The sequence below is a fragment of the Nocardioides zeae genome (genome assembly GCF_010686755.1).
Lineage (GTDB): Bacteria > Actinomycetota > Actinomycetes > Propionibacteriales > Nocardioidaceae > Nocardioides > Nocardioides zeae.
The window spans coordinates 1-24665 of sequence record NZ_JAAGXA010000018.1 but is presented as its reverse complement, the minus strand read 5'-3'; the positions used below and the strand labels follow the sequence as shown (position 1 = coordinate 24665).

The 24665-nt window shown below is 74.7% G+C and carries 17 protein-coding genes and 2 tRNA genes; 7 read left to right on the top strand and 12 right to left on the bottom strand.

The features are described 5' to 3' along the window. The first annotated feature begins 12 nt into the window (after positions 1-12). The 6 genes from G3T38_RS18925 to G3T38_RS18900 all read left to right on the top strand — a co-directional run bounded on the left by G3T38_RS18925 (position 13) and on the right by G3T38_RS18900 (position 11672). Positions 13-276 carry a hypothetical protein gene (locus tag G3T38_RS18925; protein WP_163774130.1) on the top strand — a complete coding sequence of 88 codons (264 nt, stop codon included), beginning with the start codon at positions 13-15 and terminating at the stop codon, positions 274-276. Between the two features lie 134 nt (positions 277-410). Next, positions 411-4703, top strand: a complete 4293-nt coding sequence (locus G3T38_RS18920) for an FtsK/SpoIIIE domain-containing protein (RefSeq protein ID WP_163774129.1) — start codon at positions 411-413, stop codon at positions 4701-4703. Then, positions 4700-7246, top strand: a complete 2547-nt coding sequence (locus G3T38_RS18915; RefSeq protein ID WP_163774128.1) for a fibronectin type III domain-containing protein — start codon at positions 4700-4702, stop codon at positions 7244-7246. Before G3T38_RS18920 ends, G3T38_RS18915 begins: the two co-directional genes overlap by 4 nt. Positions 7247-7289: 43 nt before the next feature. Then, entirely contained in the window at positions 7290-8291 is a 1002-nt protein-coding gene (locus G3T38_RS22825; RefSeq protein ID WP_307198476.1) for an AAA family ATPase, read from the top strand. A 4-nt stretch (positions 8292-8295) separates the two neighbouring features. Next, positions 8296-9504, top strand: a complete 1209-nt coding sequence (locus G3T38_RS18905; RefSeq protein ID WP_163774127.1) for a DUF58 domain-containing protein — start codon at positions 8296-8298, stop codon at positions 9502-9504. Then, positions 9501-11672: a transglutaminaseTgpA domain-containing protein gene (locus G3T38_RS18900; protein WP_163774126.1), complete on the top strand. Its 2172-nt coding sequence runs from the start codon at positions 9501-9503 to the stop codon at positions 11670-11672. The genes G3T38_RS18905 and G3T38_RS18900 overlap by 4 nt, the downstream gene beginning before the upstream one ends. 24 nt (positions 11673-11696) lie before the next feature. Here G3T38_RS18900 and G3T38_RS18895 read toward each other — a convergent pair whose 3' ends face one another. The 10 genes from G3T38_RS18895 to G3T38_RS18850 form a co-directional block, all read right to left on the bottom strand. Then, positions 11697-13595, bottom strand: coding sequence for a serine/threonine-protein kinase (locus tag G3T38_RS18895; RefSeq protein ID WP_163774125.1), 1899 nt, complete (start codon positions 13593-13595; stop codon positions 11697-11699). A gap of 42 nt (positions 13596-13637) precedes the next feature. Beyond that, positions 13638-15065: a trigger factor gene (tig, locus tag G3T38_RS18890; protein ID WP_163774124.1), complete on the bottom strand. Its 1428-nt coding sequence runs from the start codon at positions 15063-15065 to the stop codon at positions 13638-13640. A 48-nt stretch (positions 15066-15113) separates the two neighbouring features. Continuing rightward, positions 15114-15186, bottom strand: a tRNA-Pro gene (locus tag G3T38_RS18885). A gap of 69 nt (positions 15187-15255) precedes the next feature. Next, positions 15256-15329 (bottom strand) — tRNA-Gly (locus G3T38_RS18880). A gap of 95 nt (positions 15330-15424) precedes the next feature. After that, on the bottom strand, positions 15425-16471 hold the full coding sequence (locus G3T38_RS18875) for a SpoIIE family protein phosphatase (RefSeq protein WP_163774123.1): 1047 nt from the start codon (positions 16469-16471) through the stop codon (positions 15425-15427). Between the two features lie 87 nt (positions 16472-16558). Next, entirely contained in the window at positions 16559-17413 is an 855-nt protein-coding gene (locus G3T38_RS18870) for a DNA-formamidopyrimidine glycosylase family protein (protein ID WP_163774122.1), read from the bottom strand. A gap of 6 nt (positions 17414-17419) precedes the next feature. Then, complete coding sequence (locus tag G3T38_RS18865) at positions 17420-17953, bottom strand: ribose-5-phosphate isomerase (RefSeq protein ID WP_163774121.1); 534 nt, start codon at positions 17951-17953, stop codon at positions 17420-17422. 12 nt (positions 17954-17965) lie between these two features. After that, entirely contained in the window at positions 17966-18850 is an 885-nt protein-coding gene (locus G3T38_RS18860; protein ID WP_163774120.1) for an alpha/beta hydrolase fold domain-containing protein, read from the bottom strand. A 100-nt stretch (positions 18851-18950) separates the two neighbouring features. Continuing rightward, positions 18951-20003, bottom strand: coding sequence for a hypothetical protein (locus G3T38_RS18855; RefSeq protein ID WP_163774119.1), 1053 nt, complete (start codon positions 20001-20003; stop codon positions 18951-18953). A 94-nt stretch (positions 20004-20097) separates the two neighbouring features. Next, a complete protein-coding gene (locus G3T38_RS18850) occupies positions 20098-21150 on the bottom strand; it encodes a hypothetical protein (RefSeq protein WP_163774118.1) in 1053 nt (350 codons plus the stop codon). 235 nt (positions 21151-21385) lie between these two features. On the opposite strand from G3T38_RS18850, the gene G3T38_RS18845 reads away from it, so the two are divergent. Continuing rightward, positions 21386-21673 carry a putative quinol monooxygenase gene (locus G3T38_RS18845; protein ID WP_163774117.1) on the top strand — a complete coding sequence of 96 codons (288 nt, stop codon included), beginning with the start codon at positions 21386-21388 and terminating at the stop codon, positions 21671-21673. Between the two features lie 85 nt (positions 21674-21758). Here G3T38_RS18845 and metG read toward each other — a convergent pair whose 3' ends face one another. Beyond that, positions 21759-23567 carry a methionine--tRNA ligase gene (gene metG, locus G3T38_RS18840; RefSeq protein ID WP_163774116.1) on the bottom strand — a complete coding sequence of 603 codons (1809 nt, stop codon included), beginning with the start codon at positions 23565-23567 and terminating at the stop codon, positions 21759-21761. Between the two features lie 42 nt (positions 23568-23609). Next, positions 23610-24665: N-acetylmuramoyl-L-alanine amidase (locus tag G3T38_RS18835; protein ID WP_163774115.1), on the bottom strand; the 1056-nt coding region annotated here is incomplete at its 5' end.

Here is a 24665-nt window from a genome sequence, read left to right as displayed (position 1 = left end):
AGGAGTACCGCCATGGCCATGAAGGGTATGGACATCGAGGGTGGCCGCCAGTCGGCCCAGCAGATCACGCAGGGCGCCGGCGAGCTCGAGCAGCTCACGGCTCGTCTCACCCAGTCGCTCGAGTCCTTCGAGTGGGTCGGCCCCGACGCCGAGCGCACCCGCACCTCCTGGAACTCGGAGTACCGCGCGATGCTCACCCAGGTCGTCGCCCAGCTCAACGACTTCTCCACGCTGATCAACAACCAGGCGCAGGAGCAGGAGCAGGTCTCGGCCTGACGCCTCACCCGCACCGCGACGGGGGTCGCCGGCTTCGGCCGGCGGCCCCCGCGTCGTCGTCCCGCCCTCTCCCCGCCTGCCCCGACACCCGTCGGCAGGTTTGACCGCGGCCCTCCGCGAGCAAGGAGCCGATCGTGCAGCAGTGGACGCTCTCGTTGAGCACCCCGCCCGAGTCGGGCCTGCCCTCGGTCGACGTGGTCGTCCACGCCAAGCCCGACGCCACGGTGGCCGACCTGGCGCGCGCGTTCGGCCGGCACCTGGCCCCCCACCAGGCGCACCTCATGCTCGTGCCCGTCGACGGCGGGCACCCCTGGCCCGCCGACCGGGTCCTCACCGAGTGCGGCCTGCGCACCGGCGACCTCCTCGACGTCGTCACCGCCCCCGCCTCGTGGCTGCACCGCCACAGCAGCACCTCACGTCCCCGCGCGGTGCTGCGCGTCGTCGACGGGCCCGACTCCGGCCAGCGCCTGCAGGTGCGCTCCAACGCGCTGACCGTGGGCCGCGGCACGACCTGCACGATGCGCCTCACCGACCCGCTGGTCTCGACGCAGCACGTGCGGGTGGTGCTCGGCACCCGCCCGACCGTGTACGACGCGGGCTCCGCCAACGGCACGACCGTGGCGGGCGAGCAGGTCACGACGGGGCGCGAGGTGGACTGGGGCACCCCGATCCGCCTGGGTCGCACGACGGTCGTGGTCGACCCGGGCGAGGTGCCGGTCGACGACACGGCCGTCTCCGTCTTCCGCCCGCCGCGCTTCGGCGAGCCGCTGCTCGACGAGACCCTCGACGTACCGTCCCCGCCGACCCGCAACAAGCCCTCGCCGCTGCCGTGGGCCATGCTCGCGCTCCCCATGATCATGGGCCTCGCGATCTTCGCGCGGTCGCAGACGCCGTACGCGCTCGTGTACATGCTGGCGTGGCCGATGTTCGGCTACCTCGGCTGGCGCCAGCAGCAGCGGGCGGCCCGGAAGCAGTTCGAGGAGGAGGCCGCCGAGTGGCGGACCGACGTCGACGGCATGCTCGCGCTCATCGACGACCAGGCCCGCCGCCAGCGGGAGCAGTTCCACGACGACTACCCCGACGCGGAGACGCTGCGCACCCGGGCCGCGCAGCGGGACCCCTACCTGTGGGCGCGGAGCGAGACGCGCACGGCGTTCCTCCACACCCGGCTGGGGATCGGCACCGTGCCCGCGCTGCTGCGCGGCGACGTGAAGGACGGCGGTGACCGCCCGCTCCGCCGCGAGGTGGCGGCCGAGCTCGACGCCCGCGCGACGCTGCCCGACATGCCCGTCGTCGTCGACCTCACGGCGCACGGACTGCTGGCGCTGACCGGTGAGACCGACGCGGTCGACGCCCTCGTGCGGGCGCTCAGCCTGCGGCTGGCGTTCGACCACTCCCCCGCGGACCTCACGGTCGCCGCCTGCCTGGGACGTGGGCGGGCGCACCACGAGGCCTGGCTCCGGTGGCTGCCGCACGCGACCACCCGCGTCGGCGGCGAGCCGCCCGTGGCCATCGGCCCCGGCGCGGCGACGGCGCTCCTCGACCACCTCGCCAGCGAGGACGGGGGCCGCGGCCACACCCTCTGCCTCATCGACGAGGACGCCGGCATCCCCCGCCGCACCGTCGAGGCGGTCGCGGCCGTCGGCGCCGAGCGCGGCCTCCACCTGCTGTGGCTGGGCCGCCGCCGCGCCGAGGTGCCGGCCGCCACCGGTCTGCTCGTCGACCTGGACGACGGCAGCGTCAACGTCGGCGACCGCGGGGGCGTCGACCGCATCGACACCCCCGATGCCGTCACCCTCGCGCACGCGTGGCGCAGCGCGCGCACCATGACGGCGTACGTCGACGAGGCGGCCGTGCTGCCCGCCTCCACCTCGATCCCCGCCGTCGTGCGCCTGCCCGAGGTGAGCGGCGACCTCGAGGACCTCGACGACACCGACGCCGTGCTGCGGCGCTGGGGGGCGAGCCGCGGGCTGCGCGCCCAGATCGGCGCCGGCATCGACGGGACGGTCACGATCGACCTCCGCGACGACGGTCCGCACGGTCTCGTCGCCGGCACGACCGGCTCCGGCAAGTCGGAGCTGCTCCAGACCCTCATCTGCTCGCTGGCCCTCAACAACCCGGTGAACCGGATCAGCTTCCTGCTCGTCGACTACAAGGGCGGCGCGGCGTTCCGGGAGTGCGCGGACCTGCCCCACACGGTCGGCTACATCACCGACCTCACCCCCGCGCTCGTGCAGCGCGCCCTCACCTCGCTCGGCGCCGAGATCACGGCGCGGGAGCACCTCCTGGGCGAGTACGGCGTCAAGGACCTCACGCAGCTCGAGCGCGAGCACCCCGACAAGGCGCCGCCCAGCCTGCTCATCTGCGTCGACGAGTTCGCGGCCCTCACCGCCGAGGTCCCGGACTTCGTCGACGGCATGGTCAACATCGCCCAGCGGGGCCGCTCGCTCGGCATGCACGTGCTCCTCGCGACGCAGCGGCCCGCCGGTGTCGTGACCGGCAACATCCGGGCCAACACCGACCTGCGCATCGCGCTGCGCGTCTCGGCGGCCGACGACTCGCGCGACGTCATCGACTCGCCCGAGGCCGCGCGGATCTCGCGGCGGACCCCCGGTCGCGCGTGGCTGCGCCGCACGGGCCACGGCACGGCCGAGCTCGTGCAGTCGGCGTGGACGGGGGCGCGCCAGCCCATCGACGGCACCGGCTCGCCGGTCACCGTGCACGCCTTCAGCGCGGCGAGCGCCGCGCGGGCCGACACCGCGGCCGACGCCCGGCTCGACCCGCGGACCGACCTGGAGCGCTGCGTGACCACGATCGTCACCGCGTTCCGACGCTCGGGCGTGCCGGCCCCGCCCAAGCCCTGGCTGCCCCCGCTGCCGGCCGAGCTGCTGCTCGACCTCGACGAGCTCACGCGCGAGGCCGGGCTGCACCCGTCCGGTCACCTCCACCTCGGCGGGATCGACGACCCGGCCCACCAGCGTCAGCCCCGGCTCGACGTCGACCTCACCAGCGTCGGGCACCTGCTCGTCCACGGAGCCTCCGGCTCGGGCAAGACGGAGCTGCTCCGCACGGCCGCGGTGACGGCCTCCGTGGGTGACGCCTGGAGCGGGCACGGCGTCGCGCCGTACGTCTACGCCATCGACTACGCCGGCGGCGGCCTGGAGGCGATCGCCGACCTGCCCACCGTCGAGGCGGTCGTCGGCGAGACCCAGCTGGGTCGCGTGCTGCGCCTCGTGCGCCTGCTGAAGCGCACGGTCGCGGACCGCTCGGCCGCCCTCGCGGCGAACGGGTGCGCCGACCTCGAGGACCTCGCGCGCGCCGGCCACGTGCTGCCGCGGGTCTACCTGCTGCTCGACAACCTGCCGGCCGTGCTGGAGGCGTTCGAGAAGGCCGGCGGGCTCGCGCGCGACCACGTCGAGCACCTCCAGAACGTGCTGCAGAACGGCCGTCGCGTCGGTGTCCACGTCGTCGCCACCGCCCCGGGTCGCACCGGCGTGCCGACCTCGATCGCGGCGTCGTTCGGCCGCCGGATCATCCTGCGGATGACCACGAACGACGACTACCTGATGCTCGGCGCCCCCGGCAACGTGCTCGACGCCGAGACCACGCCGGGCACCGGCCTGCTCGGCAAGCAGATGCTGCAGGTGGCGACGACGGGCGGCGCCGGCACGCCCGTGCAGGCCGAGCGGATGCGTGAGGTCGCGGCCCTGCTCGAGCCCCGCACGGCCGGGCGGGGCTCGGCGGCCGTGCCCCCGATGCCCGCACGGCTGCCCGCCGACGCCCTGCCGTCCCCGCAGGGCAGCCGCACGCCGATCGCCGTCGACGCGGACGCGGTCGGGGTGCTGACGGTCGACCTCCTCGCGGGTCCGGTGGTCGTCGCCGGCCGTGCCGGGACGGGCCGCACGAGCGCCCTCGGGGGAGTCGTCGAGCTGGCCGCGCGGTCCGACGTGCCGCCCGAGGTCGTCCGCGCCGACACGCTCCTCGAGGCCGTGGCAGCGCTCGAGGAGGCACTCGGACGGGCGTCCGCGGCCGCCGACGGGACGGAAGGTTCCTGGGTGCTGCTCGTGGCCGACGACGTCCAACGATGGGATGCTGCCTGCACGGACGATGCTCACAAGACCGCCCGGACGCGCCTGCTGGAGCTGCTCGACCCGGCGGCCGGTCGGCTCGCCGCCGTGGTCTCGGTGGACGTCGCCGAGGCACGCAAGCCGGGCCTGGTGCCGGGCCTGGTCACGGCACTGAAGCAGCGCCGCCGAGGTTTCCTGCTCCACCCGGAGTGGAACGAGGGCGACGTCTTCGGCGTCACCGTGCCGACGAAGACGCTGGAACCGTTGACCGGTCCGGGTCGCGGGCTGTGGTGCGAGGCAGGCTCCGCCACGGTCGCGCAGCTCGTGGCCGCGACGCACGAGGGACAGGACGGGCGATGACCACGGAGTCTCGGGACGGAGCGGCCCCACCGGCCGACACGGCCGACACCGCCGGTGGGACCGACGCGTCCCCACTGGCGCGCCTGCGTCGACGCTTGCGGGGGAAGCGTCGACGCGACTCCCGCGGCAGCGCCGAGATCTCGGTGGCCATCGTCGGCGCCTCGCTGGTCGCCGGGCTCGCCTTCGGCCAGGGGCTCTCGCGCACGGTCGTCGACATCACCGACGGGCTCACCTGGATCTCGGACGACCCGTCGGGCGAGATCATCCAGGTCAACCCCGCCACCGGTCGCCCCGAGAAGCGCCTCGCCGTGGGTGCGCCCGGTGAGGACCTCGACGTCTCCCAGGCCGACGGCCGTCTCTTCGTCACGAACCGCACGACCGGCGAGGTGTTCTCGGTCGACCTGGCCTCCGTGCTGGTGTCGGGCCAGCGCCGCGTGGCCTCGGGCGGCGCCACCGACCTCCTCCTCCACGACGGCAAGGCCTTCCTCGTCGACCGCTCCACGAGCTCGATCTCCCACATCGACCCCTCGACCACCGACGCGATCGGCGAGCGCTGGGTCGCCACCGAGGGGCTGGCCGACGCCACCATCGACGGCCAGGGGCGCGTCTGGGCCATCGACGAGGTCGGCAGCCTGGTGGAGCTCCGCTGGTCCGACGCCGAGCGACGCTTCGTCACCGAGCGCGAGGAGGACGTCGACTACGCGGGCGACGGCTCCGTGCTCGTGGGGCACGACCGGGGTGTCACGGTCTTCGGACCCGACGCCGGCATCGTCGTGCAGGTCGGCACCGGTGACGACGTCGTGGGCGACGCCCCGTCCCTGGTCGGGAACCTGCTGGCGCCCGCCTCGGCGCCGGCGGACCTGGCCCCGGTCGCCTCCCCGGAGACCGGCACCGTCGTCATCGTGGGGGCCGACGAGCTCCGCGAGGTCGACCTCACCACCATCGCCTGCTCGAAGCCGGGACGGCCGGCGGTGCACCGCGACCTCGTCTACGTGCCGTGCGACGGCGCCGGCCGGATCGTCGTGCTCGACGGCTCCGGTCGCCGTGCCTCGGCGGACATCCCCGTGCCCGGGGAGCGCGACGCCGAGCTGGTGGTCGACGACGGCAACCTCATCGTCAACGTGCCGGGCTCGCAGGCCGGCCTCGTCGTGCGGCCCGACGGCCGCATCAGCGACCTCACGCGGTACGACGACCGCGTCGCCCCCACCCGTCTGGCCGGCAGCCGCACGCCGCCGACCCAGGAGCAGGTGCGGGACATCGCCGACGCCGACCGCCCCGACCCGGAGGACCTGCCGGACCCGCCGCCCTCGACGCCCCCCACCGCGCCGACGGCCCCGGTCTCGAGCGGCACGCCGCCCACCGGCACCGCGACCGCTCCGACGCCCCCGACCAGCCCGCCCACCGGCGGCCCCACCGTGCCCCCCGTCGGCCCGCCGGGCACCGTCCCGCCGGGCGGTGGCGGTGCGCCGCCGAACGGCGGCGGTGACGACGACCCGCCCCCGAGCAACCCCGGCAACCCGACGAACCCAACGAACCCGACCAACCCGACGGAGCCGCCGCCGAGCGAGCAGCCGGCGGACCTCCAGGCACCCACGGCGGTCACCGCCACGCTGGAGAACGGCACCGTCGCGGTGGTCACGTGGCAGCACGGTGGCCCCGCCGCGACCACGGGCTTCGACATCACCGTGGTCGGCTCCGACACGTCGTACACGCGGGCGGGGCCGGCCGACCGGTCGGCCCGCCTGACCATCCCCGTCGGGCAGCCCGCGCAGTTCGTCGTGACGGCCGTGGACGGCACCCGTCGCGCCAGCTCGGCCCCGTCGGCGCCCGTCACCGCCAGCACCCGACCCGGCATGCCCGGCGGGCTCACCGGGTCCGTGGGCGCGGGCCCCCACACCGCCGGCACCGTGCCGGCCACCGCGTCGTGGCAGGCGCCCGCGGACAACGGCTCACCGATCACGGGCTACCGGGTCGTGTTCACGGGTGGCAACCCGCAGACCACCCAGTCGCAGGACCTCCCGGCCGACGCCCGGTCCGCCTCGTGGGCGGTCCCCTGCGCCGACACCGGCGCCGAGGAGTGCGACGCCGGCCGCACGACGGTGCGCGTGACGGCCCTCAACGCCCAGGGCGAGGGCGACGCCGCGAGCGCGGTCATCGGCGAGAGCGCCGCCAGCGCCCCCCGGCTGCCCGCGGGCGGCAACCAGCACGTGACGGGCGAGAGCGGCGGCAACCTGACCTACGAGGGCTTCGGCGACGTCACCCTCACGCTCGCGCCGGCGGCGGACTGGTCGGCCTTCACCGGCACGTGCCGCTACGAGACCGAATCGGGGGGCGGCGCGATGGAGTGCGGCCAGACGTCGTTGACGCTGAGCTACAACGACGGCTACCAGTGGGTGGCCTGCGACCGGGGCGCCAGCCGCACCATCACCCGCAACCGCTCCATCACTTTCATCGCCGACAACGGACGCACGACGGCGCAGAGCCAGGTCTACACCTTCACCACCTCGCAGACCGCGCTCTGCGAGGGCCAGCAGATCCCCTGACACCCGTCCCGACCGCGACAGCCGTTCCCCCGAGAGGACCTACGTGACCGCCATCGCCGACAGCCCCCGCGCCTCCGGCCCCGTCACCGAGACGGACGTCGCCGAGTTCCGCCGGCTCCACCAGCGGCTCGGGGACGCGGTCGAGGTCGCCGTGCACGGCAAGCGGGCGACCGTCGACCTCGTGCTCGTCGCGGCGATCGCGGGGGGCCACGTGCTGCTCGAGGACGTGCCCGGCACCGGCAAGACCACCCTGGCGCGGGCGGTCGCACGGGCCCTCGGCGGCGAGATGCGCCGGGTGCAGTTCACGCCCGACCTGCTGCCGAGCGACGTCACGGGCACGACGGTCTTCGACCCGCGCAGCGGCGAGGTGCGCTTCCGGCCCGGACCCGTCTTCGCCCACGTCGTGCTCGCCGACGAGATCAACCGGGCGGCGGCGAAGACCCAGTCCGCCCTGCTGGAGGTCATGGAGGAGCGGACGGTCACCGTCGACGGGTCCACCCGCGCCGTACCGGACCCGTTCGTCGTGATCGCCACCCAGAACCCCGTCGACCTCGACGGCACCTACCGCCTCCCGGAGGCCCAGCTCGACCGGTTCCTGGTGCGCACCGCACTGGGGTATCCCGACGCCGAGCACGAGCTCGACGTGCTCCGTCCGGGCAGCCACGCCGGCCGTGTCGACGACGTGCCCGTGGTCTCCACCCCGGGCGTCGTCGCAGCCGCCGCGCAGCGGCTGACGATGCTCCACGTCGCGGACCCGCTGCTGCGCTACGTGCGGGAGATCGGCGTCGCGATCCGCACCGACCCGCGGGTGCGGCTCGGGGCGTCCACCCGCGGCCTCAAGGCCCTCGTGCGCTGCCTGCAGGTGTACGCCGCGTCCCAGGGCCGGCACTACGTGGTGCCCCACGACGTCCAGCGGCTGGCCGAGCCGGTCCTCGCCCACCGCACCGTCCTCACGCGCGACGCGCTGCTGGCGGGGCACCGGCCCGTCGACGTCGTCCACGAGGTGCTCGACACCGTGCACCCGCCGCAGCCCGACCAGTCCTGAGCCGATGGCCACCACTGGGGCTCACGCGCCCTCTCGGGCCCTCGTCGTCTGGCGGGCCGCCACCCCCCGCGGTCGCGGCGTCGCCGCGCTCGGGCTCGCCCTCCTCCTGCTCGGCCTCATCGCCCGCTACCCGGTCGCGGCCGGCCTCGGCGCGTGCCTGCTCGCGCTCGTCGTCGTCGAGCTCGTGGCGGTGCTGCAGCCGGCCCGCGTCGCCCTGCAGCGGCGGGTCGAGCCGGCCGTCGTGGTACGCCACGACCGGTGTCGGGCGACGCTGCGCTTCGCCGGCCACCGTCGCCGCGGGCTGGCCCGCCTCGAGGCGGCCGACCTCGTCGACGGCACCCTCCACCCGGTGCGGCTGCCCGACGTGCCCCAGGCCGAGGAGGTCGAGCTCGTGCACGACATCCCGACCGTACGCCGCGGCCTCGTCCCCGTCGGTCCCCTCGTGCTCCGTCGGCACGGCCTGCTCGGCCTGGCCACCCACGCCGTGGAGCACGGCGGCGTGGAGACCGTCCGGGTGCTGCCGCGGCGGATCCCGCTCCACGACATGGCGCGCGGGGTGCGCCGGGCCGTCGCCGGGTCGACCGACTCCGTCGACGTCGGAGGCACCGACCTCGTCGGCCTCCACGAGTACACGCCGGGCGACGACCTGCGTCGCCTGCACTGGGCGACGAGCGCCCGCTCGGGCACGCTCATGGTGCGCGAGGACGCCGACCCGGCCGAGCCGCACGTCGGGGTGCTGCTCGACGACCGCGCCTCCAGCTACGTCCAGCGCGGCACCGACGAGCCGTTCGAGGACGCCGTGGAGCTCGCGGCCGCGCTCTGCCGCGTGGCGGTCGCGGGCGGTCACCCGCTGCGCTTCCGCGTGGTCAGCGGGCGCCACGCCGTCGACGTACCGGCGTCGCCGTCCGGGCTGCCCCACCCGGGCGGGGACGAGATCGAGCTCCTCCTCGCGGAGATCGGGACCGTCGGCGAGCTCGGCGGATCTCGTGGCGGCCACGGTCTCGGCGACGCCGACGTGGTCGTCGCCGTGTCCGGCGCCGGCACCGAGGAACGGGAGCTGGCGCCCCTGCTCGGCGGTGCCGCGCGCCGGGTCGTGCTGTCGCTCGACCCGCGACCGCTCGTCGCGTCGGGCCAGCACGGTGACCTGCTGGTGCTGCGCGGCGGCTCGTCGCTCGGCCTGGCCGCGCAGTGGGACCAGGCGGTGGCCGGGTGACCACGACGACCGCGCCCCCGCCCCGCTCGACGAGCGGGACCGGCCCCGCAGCCGGCCCGACGCTGCCCGGGGAGCCGCTGCCGGCGGTGCCGCGCCGTACCGCTGCCGCGGCCCTGGTGTGGGCCGCCAGCCTCCCGGCCGCCGGCGCCCTGTCGCTGGCGACCGCGTGGGGCGGGTGGCGCATGCCGCTCGTCGTCGTGGGCGCCGTCGTCCTCCCCTTCGTGCTCCTCAGCCTCGTGCTGCGGTTGGGCGTACCCCGGTGGCTCGCCGCCTCGGTGCTGTCGGGCCTGCTCGTGCTGGTGGGCTACGTGCTCTCCTCGGGTGCGGGCACCACGCTGGTCGGCACCGTCGGCGACGCCGTCCCCCGGCTCCTCACCGAGCCGCAGCCCCTGGCCTTCCGACCCGACCTGCTCGTCGTGCCGGTGCTGCTCAGCGGCATCGTCGGCCTGCTCGTCGCGCTGCGCAGCCACCGCCCGACCCGCGTGGCACCGGTGGTCGGCGCGGTCGTGCTCTACGCGGCGGGCGCGCTGCTCACCCGCGGCGAGGGCGACCGCATCGGCCTGCTCGCCGCGCTCCTCCTCGTGCTGGCGGTGCTCGGCTGGGTGCTGCTCGACGAGACCGGCGAGCCCCGGAAGCGGCGGGCCCTCATCGCCGGACCGCTGCTCGTGGTCGCCATCGGCGTCGTCGCCTCCGCGAGCCTCGTGCCGGCGCAGGAGCCGTTCGACCCCCGCTCGGTCGTCGACCCGCCGATGCTGCAGACGCAGGCGTCGAGCCCGTTGCCCCAGCTCGCCGCGTGGTCCGCGAACCCCGACGTGGAGCTCTTCACCACCTCCGGCGACGTGGCGCCGCTGCGCCTCGTCGTGCTCGACGACTACGACGGGGCCCAGTGGCGGGCCGCGACGGAGTACGGCCCGCTGGGCATCGAGGCGACCGACGTCATGCCGCTCGGCGACCAGCGGGCGCGGTTCACGACCGCCGTCCGGGTCAGCGACCTCGGCGGCAGCTGGCTCCCCTCCCCCGGCGACCCCACCGGCGTCTCCGGCACCGACGCGCTCGTCGACCCGCGCACCGGCACCCTCCTGCGTCCCGAGGGGACCGACGGGGTCGAGTACGAGGTCACCGCGCAGGTCGACGCCCCCGACCCGGGGGCGCTGCCCGAGGCGGCCGTCCCCGACCCCGACTCCTCCGCCGCCGCTGACCTGCCGCTCGAGCGCTACCTCCAGACGCCCGACCTGCCCTACGAGCTCTGGGTCTACGCCCAGGAGGTCGCGCAGGGGACCACGAAGCCCTACCAGCGGGCGCTCGCCATCGAGAACGCCGTGCGTGGTCGGCGCACGCTCAGCGAGCGCGCCATCTCCGGCTCGGCCCTGTGGCGGATCCAGGACTTCCTGCTCGGCACCCCCGGCACCGCCGGGGCCCAGGAGGGGACGTCCGAGCAGTTCGCGACCGCCTTCGCCCTGCTGGCCCGGCACACCGGCCTGCCCACCCGCGTCGTCGTCGGGTTCCGCCCCGGCGACGAGCAGGGCGACGGCACCCGCGTCGTCCGGGGGGAGCACGCCATCGCGTGGCCGGAGGTCTACTTCACCGACCTCGGCTGGGTGCCGTTCGACCCGACGCCCGACCCGAGCCTCGTCGGCGAGCGGCCCACCGCCCCGCCCGAGGAGGCGCAGCCGAGCGAGGAGCCCGCGTCCCCGCCGACCGACCCCGAGGCCCGACCCCTCGACGACGAGCGCCCCGGCTCCAGCGGGGGCTCCGGCCTCCCCGTCGGCGTCTGGTACGCCGCGGGCGGCGTGCTGCTCGTCGCTCTGCCGCTCGCCCTGCTCCTGGCCCGGGCCGTCCGGTCGTGGGCCCACCGCCGTCGCGGCGCCCGCGGCGCCTGGGCCGAGGTGCTCGACGGGCTCGTGCTCGCCGGTGCCCCCGCCCGCGCCTCCGAGCCCGCCCCGAGCGTCGGCGACCGGGTCGCCATGGCCTACGGCGTCCCCGAGGCCACCACCCTGGCCCGCGCTGCGGACCGCTCCGCCTTCGCCCCGCCCGGGGAGGCCGCGACCGGCGGGCTCGACGGGACCGAACGGGCCGCGCTCCGCGCCGTACGCCGCGGTCTGCGCCGCTCGCTGCCGTGGTGGCGACGACCGGCCTGGGCGCTCGACCCTCGGGTCTTCCGGCGCTGAGCGCCGGAGCCGGTCGGCGGGCGGTCAGCCCTCGGCGTCGGGCGCGGTGATGCAGCGGACGTCGGAGACGCCGAACTCGCCGGTCGGCATGCGCAGCAGGATCGCATAGCACTGGCGGCCGCCGGCGGCGAGGGCGCCGGGGAGCACGTACTGGCGCGTGCCCGGCGGGAGCATCGCCTTGTAGTCCACGACGGTGCCCTCGGGTCCCGACGTCTGCGCGACGTAGAACTCCGCCTCGCCCTCGCTGGGGTCGGTCCAGGCCATCTCGATGTCGAGACCGACCGCGTCGATGTCGGTGAAGAGCACGGCGAGGTCGGGGTCGGGACGCGGCTCGAGGTCCGGCGGTGGTGGGGGCGAGCCGGTCTCGGTCGGCACGCCGCCGCCCGCCGTGTCCGTCGTGTCCGTCGTCGACGGCTCCCGGGGGTCGTCACCGCCCCGCAGCGCGGCGCCGACGATCGTCAGTCCCATCCCCGCGAGGAGCGCGACCACGGCCAGCAGGACGAGCAGGTTGCGCCGACGCTTCCGTGCCGGGTCGGGGGCGGGCTCGGCTGCCGGCGGGGCGCTCGGCGGGGCGGGATCGCGCGGCGGGCCCGCCGCCTCGGCGCCACCCGTGGGGCGTCCCGCCACGAGACCGCCCGTGCCCGTCGGGGCCGCGTCCGGCTCGTGCTGGACGGGCGAGTGCGCGAGGACGGACAGGGCGAGCGGCTCGGGATCGGCCCCCGGCGCCCAGGCGTCGTCCTGCGCGGGTGCCGGGGCCGGCTCCTCCACCGGGACCGGCGCGATGGCGGGGGACGGCTGCGACGCGGCCGCCGGGGCGGGGGCCGCCGCGGCGGGGCTCGGAGCCGGGCTGGGGGCCGGGCTGGGGGCCGGGCTGGGGGCCGGGCTGGGGGCCGGGCTGGGACTCGGGCTCGGAGCGGCCTCCGCGGGAGCCGGCGACGCCGGGCGGGGCGCCGTGGGTTGCCCGGCGGGCGCCGGCGGGACGGGGGCCGGGGACGGGGTGGGGCGGGCCGGGGCGCCGTCGGGGAGCCACGCGCTCGTGCGGAGGGCCGCGAACGCGTCCCGCAGGGAGGCCGCGTCGGGCCACCGCTGCGCGGGGTCCTTCTGCAGGCAGCGGTCGATGACCTCGGCGACGCGCTCGGCGCCCTCGGCGGAGAGGTGGCGGTGGGGCTCCGTGCGGGCCCGGCGGATGTAGGCGAGCGCCGAGTCCTCGTCGGGGTCGTCGCTGGCGAACGGCGGGCGGCCGTCGAGGAGGGTGAAGAGGGTGGAGCCGAGCGACCAGAGGTCGTCGGCGCGGGACGGCTTCTCGCCGTCGAGCACCTGCGGTGCGGCGTGGCGGTAGGTGAAGGTCTCGACCGACGCGGTGTGCTCCGAGCCGGCGAGGCGGGCGATGCCGAAGTCGGCGAGCACCCACGTGGTCGGCAGCACCAGCACGTTCTGCGGCTTCACGTCGCGGTGCAGCACGCCGCGCTCGTGGGCGAAGGCGAGCGCGTCGGCGAGGACGTAGCCGATCTCGAGGATCTCGTGCACCGGCAGCGGACCCTGCTGACGCAGCCGGTCGTGGACGGTGCCGGCCTCGACGAAGTCCATCACCAGGTAGGGGCGTCCGGCCCCCGTGGTGCCGACGTCGAGGAGGTTGACGATGTTGGGGTGCTGGCGTCCCAGCTCGATCGTGATGTCGACCTCGCGCCGGAAGCGGGCGACCCGACCGTCGTCGTCGGTGCCGAGCACCTTGATCGCGACGACCCGGTGCGGGCTGACCTGCCGCGCCCGGTAGACCACGGAGTCGCCGCCCCGGCCGACCTCGGTCAGCTCGACGTACCCCGGGACGTCCTCGGGCTCACGACGGGCCTCGGCCCGCTCGGACGCAGCAGCGGGCGGACGCCAGGCACCATCGGTGCTGTCGCCCGCCCGCTCGCGCGTCATCCGTGTCCCCCGCCGGACATCAGCTCATCTCGGAGTGTCGGCTCACTTGTCCGCGTCGGCCTGCTCGGCCTCCGCAGCCTCGGGCTCCGCCTCGGCCGACTCGGGCTCCGCCTCCGCCGCCTCGGCCTCCGCCTCGGGCTCGCCGATGGAGCCGTCGGGACGCAGGTTCTTCAGCTCGACGTGGTTGCCGGACGCGTCGGTCACGACGGCCGACTCGACGAGCGTCGCCAGCGCCTTGCCGCGCAGGATCTCCTGCACGAGCTCGGGGATGTGGTTGTGCTCGAACATGTGGTTCGCGAACTCCTGCGGGTCCTGACCGGACTGCTGGGCGCGACGCACGATGTGCTGGCTCAGGTCGTTCTGCTCGACGCCCAGCTCCTCGCGCTTGGCGATCTCGTCGAGGAGGAACTGCGCGGCGACGGCGTCACGCACCCGACGCTCGAGGTCCGCCTCGAACTCCTCGATGGTCTGGCCCTCGTCCTCGAGGTACTTCTCCATCGTGATGCCGGCCATCGCGAGCTGCTGCTCGACGCCCTCGCGACGGGCGTTGAGCTCGTCGGTGACCATCGTCTCGGGCAGCGGCACGGAGACCTTCTCGAGCAGCGCCTCGAGCACCGCGTCGCGGGCCTCGGTCGCCTGCTCCAGGCGCTTGCCGCGGGTGAGGCGCGTGCGCACGTCCTCGCGCAGCTCCTCGACGGTGTCGAACTCCGACGCGGTCTGCGCGAAGTCGTCGTCGAGCTCGGGGAGCTCCTGCTCCTGCACGCCGTTGACGGTCACCTTGACGGCGACGTCCTCGCCGACGAGGTCGCCGCCGACCAGCTGCGAGGTGAACTCGGCCGACTCGCCGGCGGACAGGCCGGTGAGGGCCTCGTCGAGGCCGTCGAGCATCCCGCCGCGGCCGACCTGGTAGGACATGCCCGCGACCTCGGCACCCGGGACGACCTCGCCGTCCTTGGTGGCCACGAGGTCGATGGAGACGAAGTCGCCGTCGGCGGCGGGGCGCTCGACGTCCGCGAGGGTGCCGAAGCGCTCGCGGAGGTTGCCGAGCTGCTCCTCGACGTCCTCGTCGGTGACCGTCAGGTCCTCGACCTTCGCCTCGAGGCCGTCGTAGTCCGGCAGCTCGATCTCCGGCTTGATGTCGACCTCGGCGGTGAACTCGAGCAGCTCCTTGTCCTCGAGCCGCGTCACCTCGATCTCGGGCTGGGCCAGGGGCTCGAGCGAGTTCTCGCGCAGGGCCTCGACGTACACCTTCGGCAGCGCCTCGTTGATCGCCTGGTCCAGGACCGCGCCGCGGCCGACCTGGCGGTCGATGACGGCCGGCGGGACCTTGCCGCGGCGGAAGCCGGGGACGTTGATCTGCTGGGCGATGGTCTTGTACGCCTTGTCGAGGCTCGGCTTGAGCTCGTCGAAGGGCACCTCAACGGTGAGCTTGGCCCGGGTGGGGCTCAAGGACTCGACGGCGCTCTTCACAGGTGGTTCTCCTCGTGGTCGGACTTCAGCGGTGCAGCTCGGTTGCGGTCGGGGCGACAGGACTCGAACCTGCGATCTCCTGCTCCCAAAGCAGGCGCGCTAGCCACTACGCTACGCCCCGCCAAGAGGGCCGGCGAAGGCCGGCCGCACAGGCGTTGACCTGCACGAACGGGTCCACGTCGACCACACTTGGAGCGGATGACGGGAATCGAACCCGCGTAATCAGTTTGGAAGACTGAGGCTCTACCATTGAGCTACATCCGCGCGCGTGCCGACGCGCCCGGGAACCCGGACGCACGCACGCGAACGTCATCGTGCCACATGGCGCCCGGAGGCCCCCAACCCAGCCCCGGCGGGGCTCAGGGTGCCGTCGAGCGCCGCAGCACGAAGAGGGCGCAGTCGTCCGCGATCGGTCCGAGGTCGTCGAGCACCCGCTGCGCGAGGCCTTCCGCACCGTCGCCGCGGTGCGCGAGCAGCAGCGCGCTCAGGCGGGCGATCCCGTCGTCCAGGTCCGTGCCCGCGTCCTCGACCACCCCGTCGGTGTAGGCCACGATCGCGTCCCCCGGCTGCAGCTCGAAGGTCACCGGCGGGTACGCCGCGTCGGGCACGACGCCGAGCAGCGGGCCCGAGAGGTCGACGCGCTGCACCTCGCCGCAGCTGCGCACCACGAGCGCCGGGGGGTGCCCCGCGGTGTACACGGTCGCCGCGCCCGTCGTGAGGTCGACCGAGACGTGCACGGCCGTCGCGAACCCCTCCGTCCACTGCTGGCGCAGGAGGAACTGGTTGGCCGCCGGGACCAGGCGGTCGGAGCTCACCGCGCCGACGAGTCCGTTGAACGCGCTCGAGAGCTGCAGCGAGCGGGTGCCGGCGCGTACCCCCTTGCCGGACACGTCGACGAGCACGGCCTCCAGCGTGCCCGTGGTCTCCGAGCGGTCGAAGCAGAAGAAGTCGCCACTGAACCCTGTCCCCTCCGCCGTCCGCACGACAGCGTCCGCCGACCAGCCGTCGGGCAGCCGGGGCAAGCGGCCCTGGGCCTGGATCCGCTCCCGCAGGTCGAGGAGCATCGCCTCCCCCTCCGCGCCACCGAGCCCGAGACGCACGCGCCGCAGGGAGATGACGAGCACGACGAGGCCGATCACGGTGTACGTCGCGACCGAGGCCCACAGCCGCGGCGTGAACTCCGGCTGCTGCGTGGTCGCGAGGAAGAGGACCAGCAGCGCGAAGCTGGTGAAGCGCGCGAGCTGTCGGGGCCGGAGCACCAGCGTCGACACGATCATCGGCACCGTCAGCACGTTGAGCGGGACCTGCGTGGGCGCGGCAGCGACGAGGACGCCCACCAGCACGGTCGCGACCACGAGGAGCACGAGCGCACGGTTCGCCGCGAGCTGGCGCTTCAGATCACGCACCGTCCGCCTCCGCGGGGCCGGCGGTGGAACCAGGCTCGACGGAGGCGTGTCGACCACCATCACGGCGACCTCCTCGTCTCGACTCCCTCACTGTACGGATCGGGACACGTGCGCGCGTTGGCATCGCGGACACCAGAAGAGGTTGCGGGCGACGAGCTCGGCGGTCCGCACGGACGTGCCGCACACGAAGCACGGCTGGCCGGTGCGGCGATACACGTAGACCTCGCCGCCGTGGTCGTCCCTCCGCGGCTCCCTCCCCATCGCCTCCGGGGTGTGCTCGGGCCGCACCGTGTCGATGCGCCCCGTCCGCACGCCCTCGCGCATCAGGTCGACGAGGTCGGCCCAGACCGCGTCGTACTGGCGGCGGCGGAGGCTGGTGCCCGGGCGGTACGGGTCGAGGCGGTGCCGGAACAGCACCTCGGCGCGGTAGACGTTGCCGACGCCGGCCAGCACCTTCTGGTCCATGAGCAGCGCGGCGATCGGGGTGCGGCTGCGCTCGATCCGCGCCCAGGCACGCGCGGGCTCGGCGTCCTCGCGCAACGGGTCGGGACCGAGGCGCGCGACGATCGCCGCCCGCCCGGCCCCCGTCACCAGCTCGCAGGCGGTGGCGCCGCGGAGGTCGGCGTACGCCGCGGAACGGCCGTCACCGCCCGCCACCAGGCGCATGCGCACCTGGCCGACGGGCGGCGGGACCTCCCCCACGACGTCCACGTGGACGTCGTGCTTGCCGTAGAGCCCGAGGTGCACGTGGACGTAGCGGTCGGCGCCGAGGTCGCAGAACAGGTGCTTGCCCCAGGCCTCCGCGCCCTCGAACGTGGCGCCGTCGAGGGCGGCCGCCTCCGTGGCGAACCGGCCCTGCGGGCTCGTGACGCGCACGACCCGGCCGCGGAACGCGTCCTCGAGCGTGCCGGCGAGGCGGTGGAGGGTGTGCCCCTCGGGCACGCGGTCTCAGGCCTCGGAGTCGCTGGAGCCGCTGGCGTCGCTGCCGCCGCCGAGGGCGGAGGCCGGCAGCGGGGGCAGCTCGCGGGTGACCTCGTAGTCGCCCATCTGCGCGATGCGTCGCACGTGCCGCTCCTCGTCGCTGAAGGGGGTCGAGAGGAAGACCTCGACGAAACGGGTCATGTCCTCGAGGCTGTGCTGACGACCGCCGACGGAGATGACGTTGGCGTCGTTGTGCTCGCGCGCCAGCACCGCCGTGGCCTCCGACCACACGAGCGCGGCGCGGACGCCGATCACCTTGTTGGCCGCCATCTGCTCGCCGTTGCCCGAGCCGCCGATGACGACGCCGAGGCTGTCGGCGCCCTCCGCCTGCTCGGCGGCGACCGCCTCGGCGGCCCGCAGGCAGAAGACGGGGTAGTCGTCGACGGCGTCGAAGACGAACGGACCGTGGTCGACGGCCTCGTAGCCGTTGTCGGCGAGCCAGTTGAGGAGGTGGTCCTTGAGCTCGAGGCCGGCGTGGTCGGAACCGAGGTGAACGCGCATGGCGGGATCCTCTCAGGCGTGCTGGCGCAGGAAGCCCGCGACCTGCCACATGAGCGGCTCGGCCGCGTCGTACGCCGCGGTGTGGCGCCAGAAGCCGTGGAGCTGGCCGAGGTAGCGGGTGCCCACGACCGTCACGCCGACCTCGGCGAGGCGGGCCGCGAGGTCCTCGCCCTCGTCGCGCAGCGGGTCGTGCTCGGCGGTGACGACCAGCGTCGGCGGCAGCGTGCCGAGCCGGTCGGAGCGCAGCGGCGCGAGGTCGGGGTGCTCGAGGTCGGCGGGGGTGGCGGCGTACTGCTCCCAGTACCAGGCCGCCTCCCGCGGGTCGAAGCCGTGGGTCTCCGTGCGGTAGCTCGCGTAGGACGCCGACGGGTCGAGGAACGGGTAGATGAGCACCGTCGCCGCGAACCGGCCCGGGTGACGCAGCGCCGCGACGAGCGCGAGGTTGCCGCCCGCGGAGTCGCCGTGGACGACCGTCGGGCCGGCGAGGCCCTCGGCCTCCGCGTGCGCGTCCAGCCACGCGACCACGGCGTCGACGTCGTCGGGCGCCGCCGGGAAGCGGTGCTCGGGCGGGCGCCGGTACTCCACGCTCAGGACCGCGATGCCGGCGCGGTTCGCGAACGCGCGGACGGCCGCGTCGTGCACGTCGACGTCGTTGAGGACGAACCCGCCGCCGTGGAGGTGGACCACGACACCGGGACGGGCGTCGGCGGGCCGGTAGAGCCGGCACGGCACGCCGCCGGCGTCGACGTCGCGCACCTCGGCGACGTCCTCGCGCGGCTGGCGCAACGCCTCGAGACGCGCGGCCTCGCGCACGTCGGCGATGTCGAAGGCGGGGTCGTGGACGGGGGTCTCGCCGGCGGCCGCCGCGAGCGCGGCCCGGGCCTGGGGATGCAGCACGGGTGCGAGCGTAGTGGGCGGGTCAGCGCCGACGGACGAGACAGTGCGGTGGATCGCTGAGCCCCATGCGGTCAGCGATCCACCGCACTGGGCGAGCCGGTCACCACCCGGGGTCCTGGGCCAGGGACGACAAGACGTCGTCGGTCAGGGCGCGCCACGTGCCGTCGACCTCGACGGCGCAGCGGGCGACGTCCACCTCGTGCTCGCGCACCCTGCCGTCGGTCTGGAAGACGCGGACCACCTGGAGGACGGGGACGGCGAACTGGGGCTCGCACACCTCGGGCAGCGTCGCGCGGGGCGGTGCCTCCTCCAGGGCCTCGGCGAGGTCGACGGCGGCGGCCTGGCCCAGTCGCCGTGCGCTCTGCATCGCGTGGACCTCGCGGCCACCTCGGTCCTCCGAGAAGACGTAGTAGCCGCACGTCGTCGCTGCGGCCACGCCGTCAGGCCCTGTGGCCGGCTGGTCCCGGTCCTGGCCGAACTCCTCGCTGCGGCGGCATCCCGACGGACTGAGGTCGCCGGTCGCGACGGTGGCGAGCACCGCGGACGCAGCTGCCTCATCGCCGGGCCGGACGAGGAGGTTCACGCGCGCGTCGCCGAAGGTCGCCCGGGTGAGGGTCCACCCGTCGTAGGCGTAGGTGCCGTCCGGGACGGGGGGCTCGCCGTAGCTGCCGTCGTACTCGATGTTGGCGTCCTCGACGATGAGGATCGTGCGCCAGAGGTCCTCCGCCACGGGCGGGAAAGCCGCGTCGGTCACGGGGTCGCTGGCGAGCGGGTCACGGCCGGGCGTGGTCATGCAGTCGGCGGTGACGGCGTAGTCCCCGCGCCCGGCGCTCGCCACCGCCGGCGCTCCCCCGTCCCACGCGCCGCCGCACGTCAACGACACGGACTCCCACTCCTCGGGCACCTGCACCGCGACGCTGCCGCGCTCGATCCACCGCCAGCCGTCCCGCGGGGCGATGGCGCCGTCGACCCGCTCGGCCGTCGCCCCGGCCGCTGCCGGGGCTCCGGGGCCCGGCTCGGATGCGGTCAGCTCGACCGCGAGGACCATGCCTCCGACCAGGGCCACGACGGCCGCCGCGGCGCCGAGCACGACGCGACCCCGCGGCGTACGCGGCCCTCGGCTCCCCCGCGCGTCCTCGGTCTGCTCCCCCACGGCTGCTCCCCTCGATCGTCCGGCGTCTCGGCGGGAGACGCCCGAGGTGGAGCGCACCGTTCCGTCCGCCGGAGCAGTGCGGTGGATCGCTTCGTCAGCGCGGGACGTCCACCAGGTAGCGCGCGGCGTCGTCGGTGAGGACCCGCCAGCCCCCGTCGAACTGCACCGCGCAGTCAACCACCGGCACCTCGAGCTCCCGCACGCCGCCGTCGGTGAGGAAGAGGCGGACGAGCTGGACGTAGGCGAGGTCGTCGCGGTAGGCGCACGGTTCGGGATCAGCCGGGAGCGTGGGCGCCGAACTCAGCCCGGCCACCAACGTGGACGCCCCGTCGGTGTCGAGGCGTCGAGAGGCCAGCAGTCCATGGACGCGCGATTCACCTCGGGGCCGGGGATACGAGGTGTAGCCGCACACCGTGCCGGCCCGCACCACGTCGCCGGGTGCGAGCGCCTGGTGTCGCTGCTGGCCGAAGTCCTCGATCGGCCGGCATCCCGACGGGCTGAGGTCGCCCTCGGTCAGCGAGGAGAGGACGAGTGACGCCACGTCTGCGTGTTCCTCGTCGTGGAGGAGGGTCACGCGCACCTGGTCGTAGGTCGTGCGGTGGAGCGTCCAGCCCGCGTAGGTGTAGATGCCGTCCGGCACATCGACGTCCGAGGGGCGGTCATCATCGTGGACGGTTTCGACGTCCTCGACGATCAGCAGAGTCCGCCACAGCGACGAGGCGACGGGCGGGAACGCCTCCTTCGTCACCGGGTCGGCCACGACATCGCTCGGATCGAGCACACGTGCGCAGTCCGCGACGACCGCGTAGGCCCCCAGCATGACGTTGGCGACAGCCGGCGCGCCCCCGTCCCAAGCACTACCACAGGTCAGCGACACCTCCGCCCACTCCTCGGGCACCTGCACCGCCACGCTGCCGCGCTCGATCCAGCGCCAGCCGTCCCGCGGTGCGATCGCCCCGTCGACCCGCGCGGTCATCGCCCCGGCATCGGTCCGGTCGTCCGGCGCCGGATCTCCGGCGGTCACCTGCACCGCGACGAGCACCGCCCCGACCAGGGCCAGGGCGCCAGCCGCAGCGCCAAGCACGACGCGACCCCGCGGCGTACGCGGCCCTCGGCTCGCCCGCGCGTCCTCGGTCTGCTCCCCCACGGCTGCTCCCCTCGGTCGCCGGCCTTCTGGCAGGAGACGCCCGAGGGGACGAGGAGAGTTCCGCCGCCGAGGAAAGTGCGCGCCGGGGAAAGTAAACGCGGACCGGTCGACCCCGGGCCTCGGCGTGTCGGTCCCTCGGGTCCGCGTTTTCTTTGCCCGCCGCGAAGACCGGTCCGCGTTTTCTTTCCCCGGCAGGCGCCGATGAGTCCCCGAGCAGCGCCAGGTCGAACCTCGCATGAGCAACCAGATCGTCGTAGTCGGACACCTGCGGGTCGCGGAGGACGACCGGGACGCGTACGTCGCGGACTGCGTCGAGGTCGTGTGCCAGGCCCGCGCGGCGCCGGGCTGCCTCGACTTCGTCGTCGCCGCCGATCCGCTCGAGCCCGACCGGGTCGCCGTCGTGGAGCGCTGGGCCAGCCGCGCCGACCTCGACGCCTTCCGCAGCAGCGGTCCCCCGGACGAGCAGTGGGCGCGCATCCGCGACGTACAGGTGGTGGAGCTCGACATCCCCCAGCACGTGTAACGCGGTGTTCAGGTCACTGTGGAGGTGGTAGACCACGTGCACAGTTGCCCGGACACCGCGTTACATCGGGAGGGGCCCGGACCCCTCAGCCCTCCAGGCGCGCGAGCTCCTCGTCGACGATCGCGGCGTCGAGCTTCACGAACACGGGCGTCGGCTTCTCGATCGGCGTGCCGACCTCGACCGGCTGCCGACCCCAGGCGCGGATGCCGGTGTAGTCGCCGGTGATGACCGGGTAGCCGCGGCTCTCGTCGTCGAGGTCGGTGACCTCCTCGGCGCGGGGCATCGGCTGCAGGTCCCCCGCCCCGCCGAGCACGGCGTCGACGGCGTTCGCCGAGAACGGCAGGAACGGGGAGAGGATCGCGTTGAGGTCCGCGACGGCCTGCACCATGACGTGCAGCACGGTGCCGAGGCGCTCGCGCTGCTCGTCGCCCTTGAGGGTCCAGGGGGCGGTGTCGGTGACGTACTTGTTGACCTCGCCGACCGTCTTCATCGCCTCCGCGATCGCGGCCTTCTGCCGGTGGCGGCCGATGAGGTCGCCGACCACGTCGAAGGTCTCCTCGACCTTCGCGAGCAGGGCGACGTCGGCCTCCTCGAACGGCCCGGCCGGCGGGATCGCGCCGAAGTTCTTCGCCACCAGCGTCGCGGTGCGGTTGACCAGGTTGCCCCAGCCGGCCACGAGCTCGTCGTTGGTGCGCCGCACGAACTCGGCCCACGTGAAGTCGCTGTCCTGGGTCTCGGGGCCGGCGGCCGCCACGAAGTAGCGGAACGCGTCCGGCTGATAGCGGCTCAGCAGGTCCCGCACGTAGATGACGATCTTCTTCGACGACGAGAACTTCCGGCCCTCCATCGTCAGGAACTCGCTCGAGACCACCTCGGTCGGCAGGGTCAGCTCGCCGTACGGCCCGGGCGTCCCGCCCTTGTCGCCCTTCCCCGCGTAGGCCAGCATCTCCGCCGGCCAGATCTGGCTGTGGAAGGTGATGTTGTCCTTGCCCATGAAGTAGTAGGCGTCCTGCGCCCCACCCTCGGCGGGGGCGTTCCACCACTGCCGCCACGCCTCGGGGTCGCCGGACCGCCGCGCCCACTCGATCGACGCCGAGAGGTAACCGATGACGGCGTCGAACCAGACGTACAGCTTCTTCGTCGGGTTGTCGCGCCAGCCGTCGAGCGGCACCGGGATGCCCCAGTCGATGTCGCGCGTCATCGCCCGGGGGCGGATCTCGGAGAGGATGTTCTTCGAGAAGCGGATGACGTTGGGACGCCACAGGCCCGTCGCCTCGCGCTCGTCGAGCCACTCCCCCAGCGCCTCGGCGAGCGCCGGCAGGTCGAGGAAGAAGTGCTGCGTCTCGACGAACTCGGGCGTCTCGCCGTTGATCCGCGACACCGGGTCGATGAGGTCGGCCGGGTCGAGCTGGTTGCCGCACGCGTCGCACTGGTCGCCACGGGCACCCGGCGTCTTGCAGATCGGGCACGTGCCCTCGATGTAGCGGTCCGGCAGCGTGCGGCCCGTCGAGGGCGAGATCGCGCCGTACGTCGTCTGCTCGACGAAGTAGCCGTTCTCGTGCACCCCGCGGAACATCTCCTGCACCACCGCGTAGTGGTTGCGCGTCGTCGTGCGCGTGTAGAGGTCGTAGGAGATGCCCAGCCCGACGAGGTCCTCGACGATGAGGCGGTGGTTGCGGTCGGCGAGCTCCTGCGCCGTCACGCCGGCCTCGTCGGCGGCGATGAGGATGGGCGTGCCGTGCTCGTCGGAGCCCGAGACCATGAGCACGTCGTGGCCGGCCATCCGCATGTAGCGCGAGAAGACGTCGGAGGGCACGCCGAAACCGGCCACGTGGCCGATGTGGCGGGGGCCGTTGGCGTAGGGCCAGGCGACGGCGGACAGCACGTGGGTCATGGGCCGATCCTAGGTTCTGCCCGGACCGGCCCTCCCACCCCGTCAGTAGGAGTCGATCCGCGCCTGCGTGCGGGTGCGGATGTCGTTCATCGCGGCGTACAGGTGCTTGCCCGGGCAGGCGGTGTCGTTGGTGTCGCGGTGGGCGTCCATCGCCCAGAGGTAGGCGACGGTGCCCTTCGGGTACTTGTCGCTGCCCTCCGACGCCGCGTGCAGCTTCCGGAGCGCCTTCTGCCCCCGCACGTCGAACTTGTACGCGGCCAGCGCCTCGAGCTGCTGCACCGCGGCCGCCGGGGGCTTGGCCGTCTCGTAGTTGCCCATCAGCGCGATGCCGCAGGAGTTGTGGTTGAACCCGAGGGTGTGCGCGCCGCGGACGAGGCGCTTGACGCCGCCGGCCCGCCCCTCGTAGGGCCGGCCGAAGCGGTCGACGAGCAGGTTGTAGCCGATGTCGGACCAGCCCAGCGTCTGCGTGTGGTACGCCAGCATCGAGCGCAGGATCCGCGGCACGTCGGCCAGCGCGTAGCTGTTCGCACCCGCCGTGTGGTGCACGTGGACCTGCTGGAACCCGGTGAGGTACGTCGGTGCCCCGGTCCGCAGCGACTCGTCGGCTCCCCACTCGGCCCGGTTGTAGACGCGCGACATCGGCGCGGAGCGCGCCGCGACGCGGGGCGGGGCGAGCTCGGCCGGGGTGGCGTCGAGCATCTCGACGCGCAGGTCCGCCACCGGGCCGTCGGCCGCGACCTCGATCGCGTCCGCGTCGCCGACCCAGGTGAGCCCGGTCGCCGAGGTGCGCCGCGCCGCCCGCCACTCCGCCGTGCCCACGCTGGGGCCGTCGTGGAGGTGGCCGACGCCCTGCCAGGGCTGCCAGACCCCGTCGAGGCTGCGCACCCGCACGGAGAGGGCGGGCGAGCCGGAGCTCCAGGTGAGCGCGACGCTCGAGAAGGGGTCGCCCGCGACGGTGGCGGAGCGGCGTCCGCGACCCGTCAGGCCGACGCGGACCGAGGCGCGGCGCAGCCCGCCGTCGCCGGCCGCCGTCATGCGGAGGGCGGCCGGGCCGGCGGCGGGCCGGGGCACGGTGCGGGCCGGGCCGCGCGCGGCGGC

Bases quoted from the DNA above. Each gene is read 5' to 3' on its own strand.
- G3T38_RS18905 (WP_163774127.1), top strand. From the start codon at position 8,296: ATGGCCACCACTGGGGCTCACGCGCCCTCTCGGGCCCTCGTCGTCTGG.
- G3T38_RS18865 (WP_163774121.1), bottom strand. From the start codon at position 17,953: ATGCGCGTTCACCTCGGTTCCGACCACGCCGGCCTCGAGCTCAAGGAC.
- G3T38_RS18895 (WP_163774125.1), bottom strand. From the start codon at position 13,595: ATGACGCGCGAGCGGGCGGGCGACAGCACCGATGGTGCCTGGCGTCCG.
- metG (WP_163774116.1), bottom strand. From the start codon at position 23,567: ATGACCCACGTGCTGTCCGCCGTCGCCTGGCCCTACGCCAACGGCCCC.
- G3T38_RS18845 (WP_163774117.1), top strand. From the start codon at position 21,386: ATGAGCAACCAGATCGTCGTAGTCGGACACCTGCGGGTCGCGGAGGAC.
- G3T38_RS18915 (WP_163774128.1), top strand. From the start codon at position 4,700: ATGACCACGGAGTCTCGGGACGGAGCGGCCCCACCGGCCGACACGGCC.
- G3T38_RS18925 (WP_163774130.1), top strand. From the start codon at position 13: ATGGCCATGAAGGGTATGGACATCGAGGGTGGCCGCCAGTCGGCCCAG.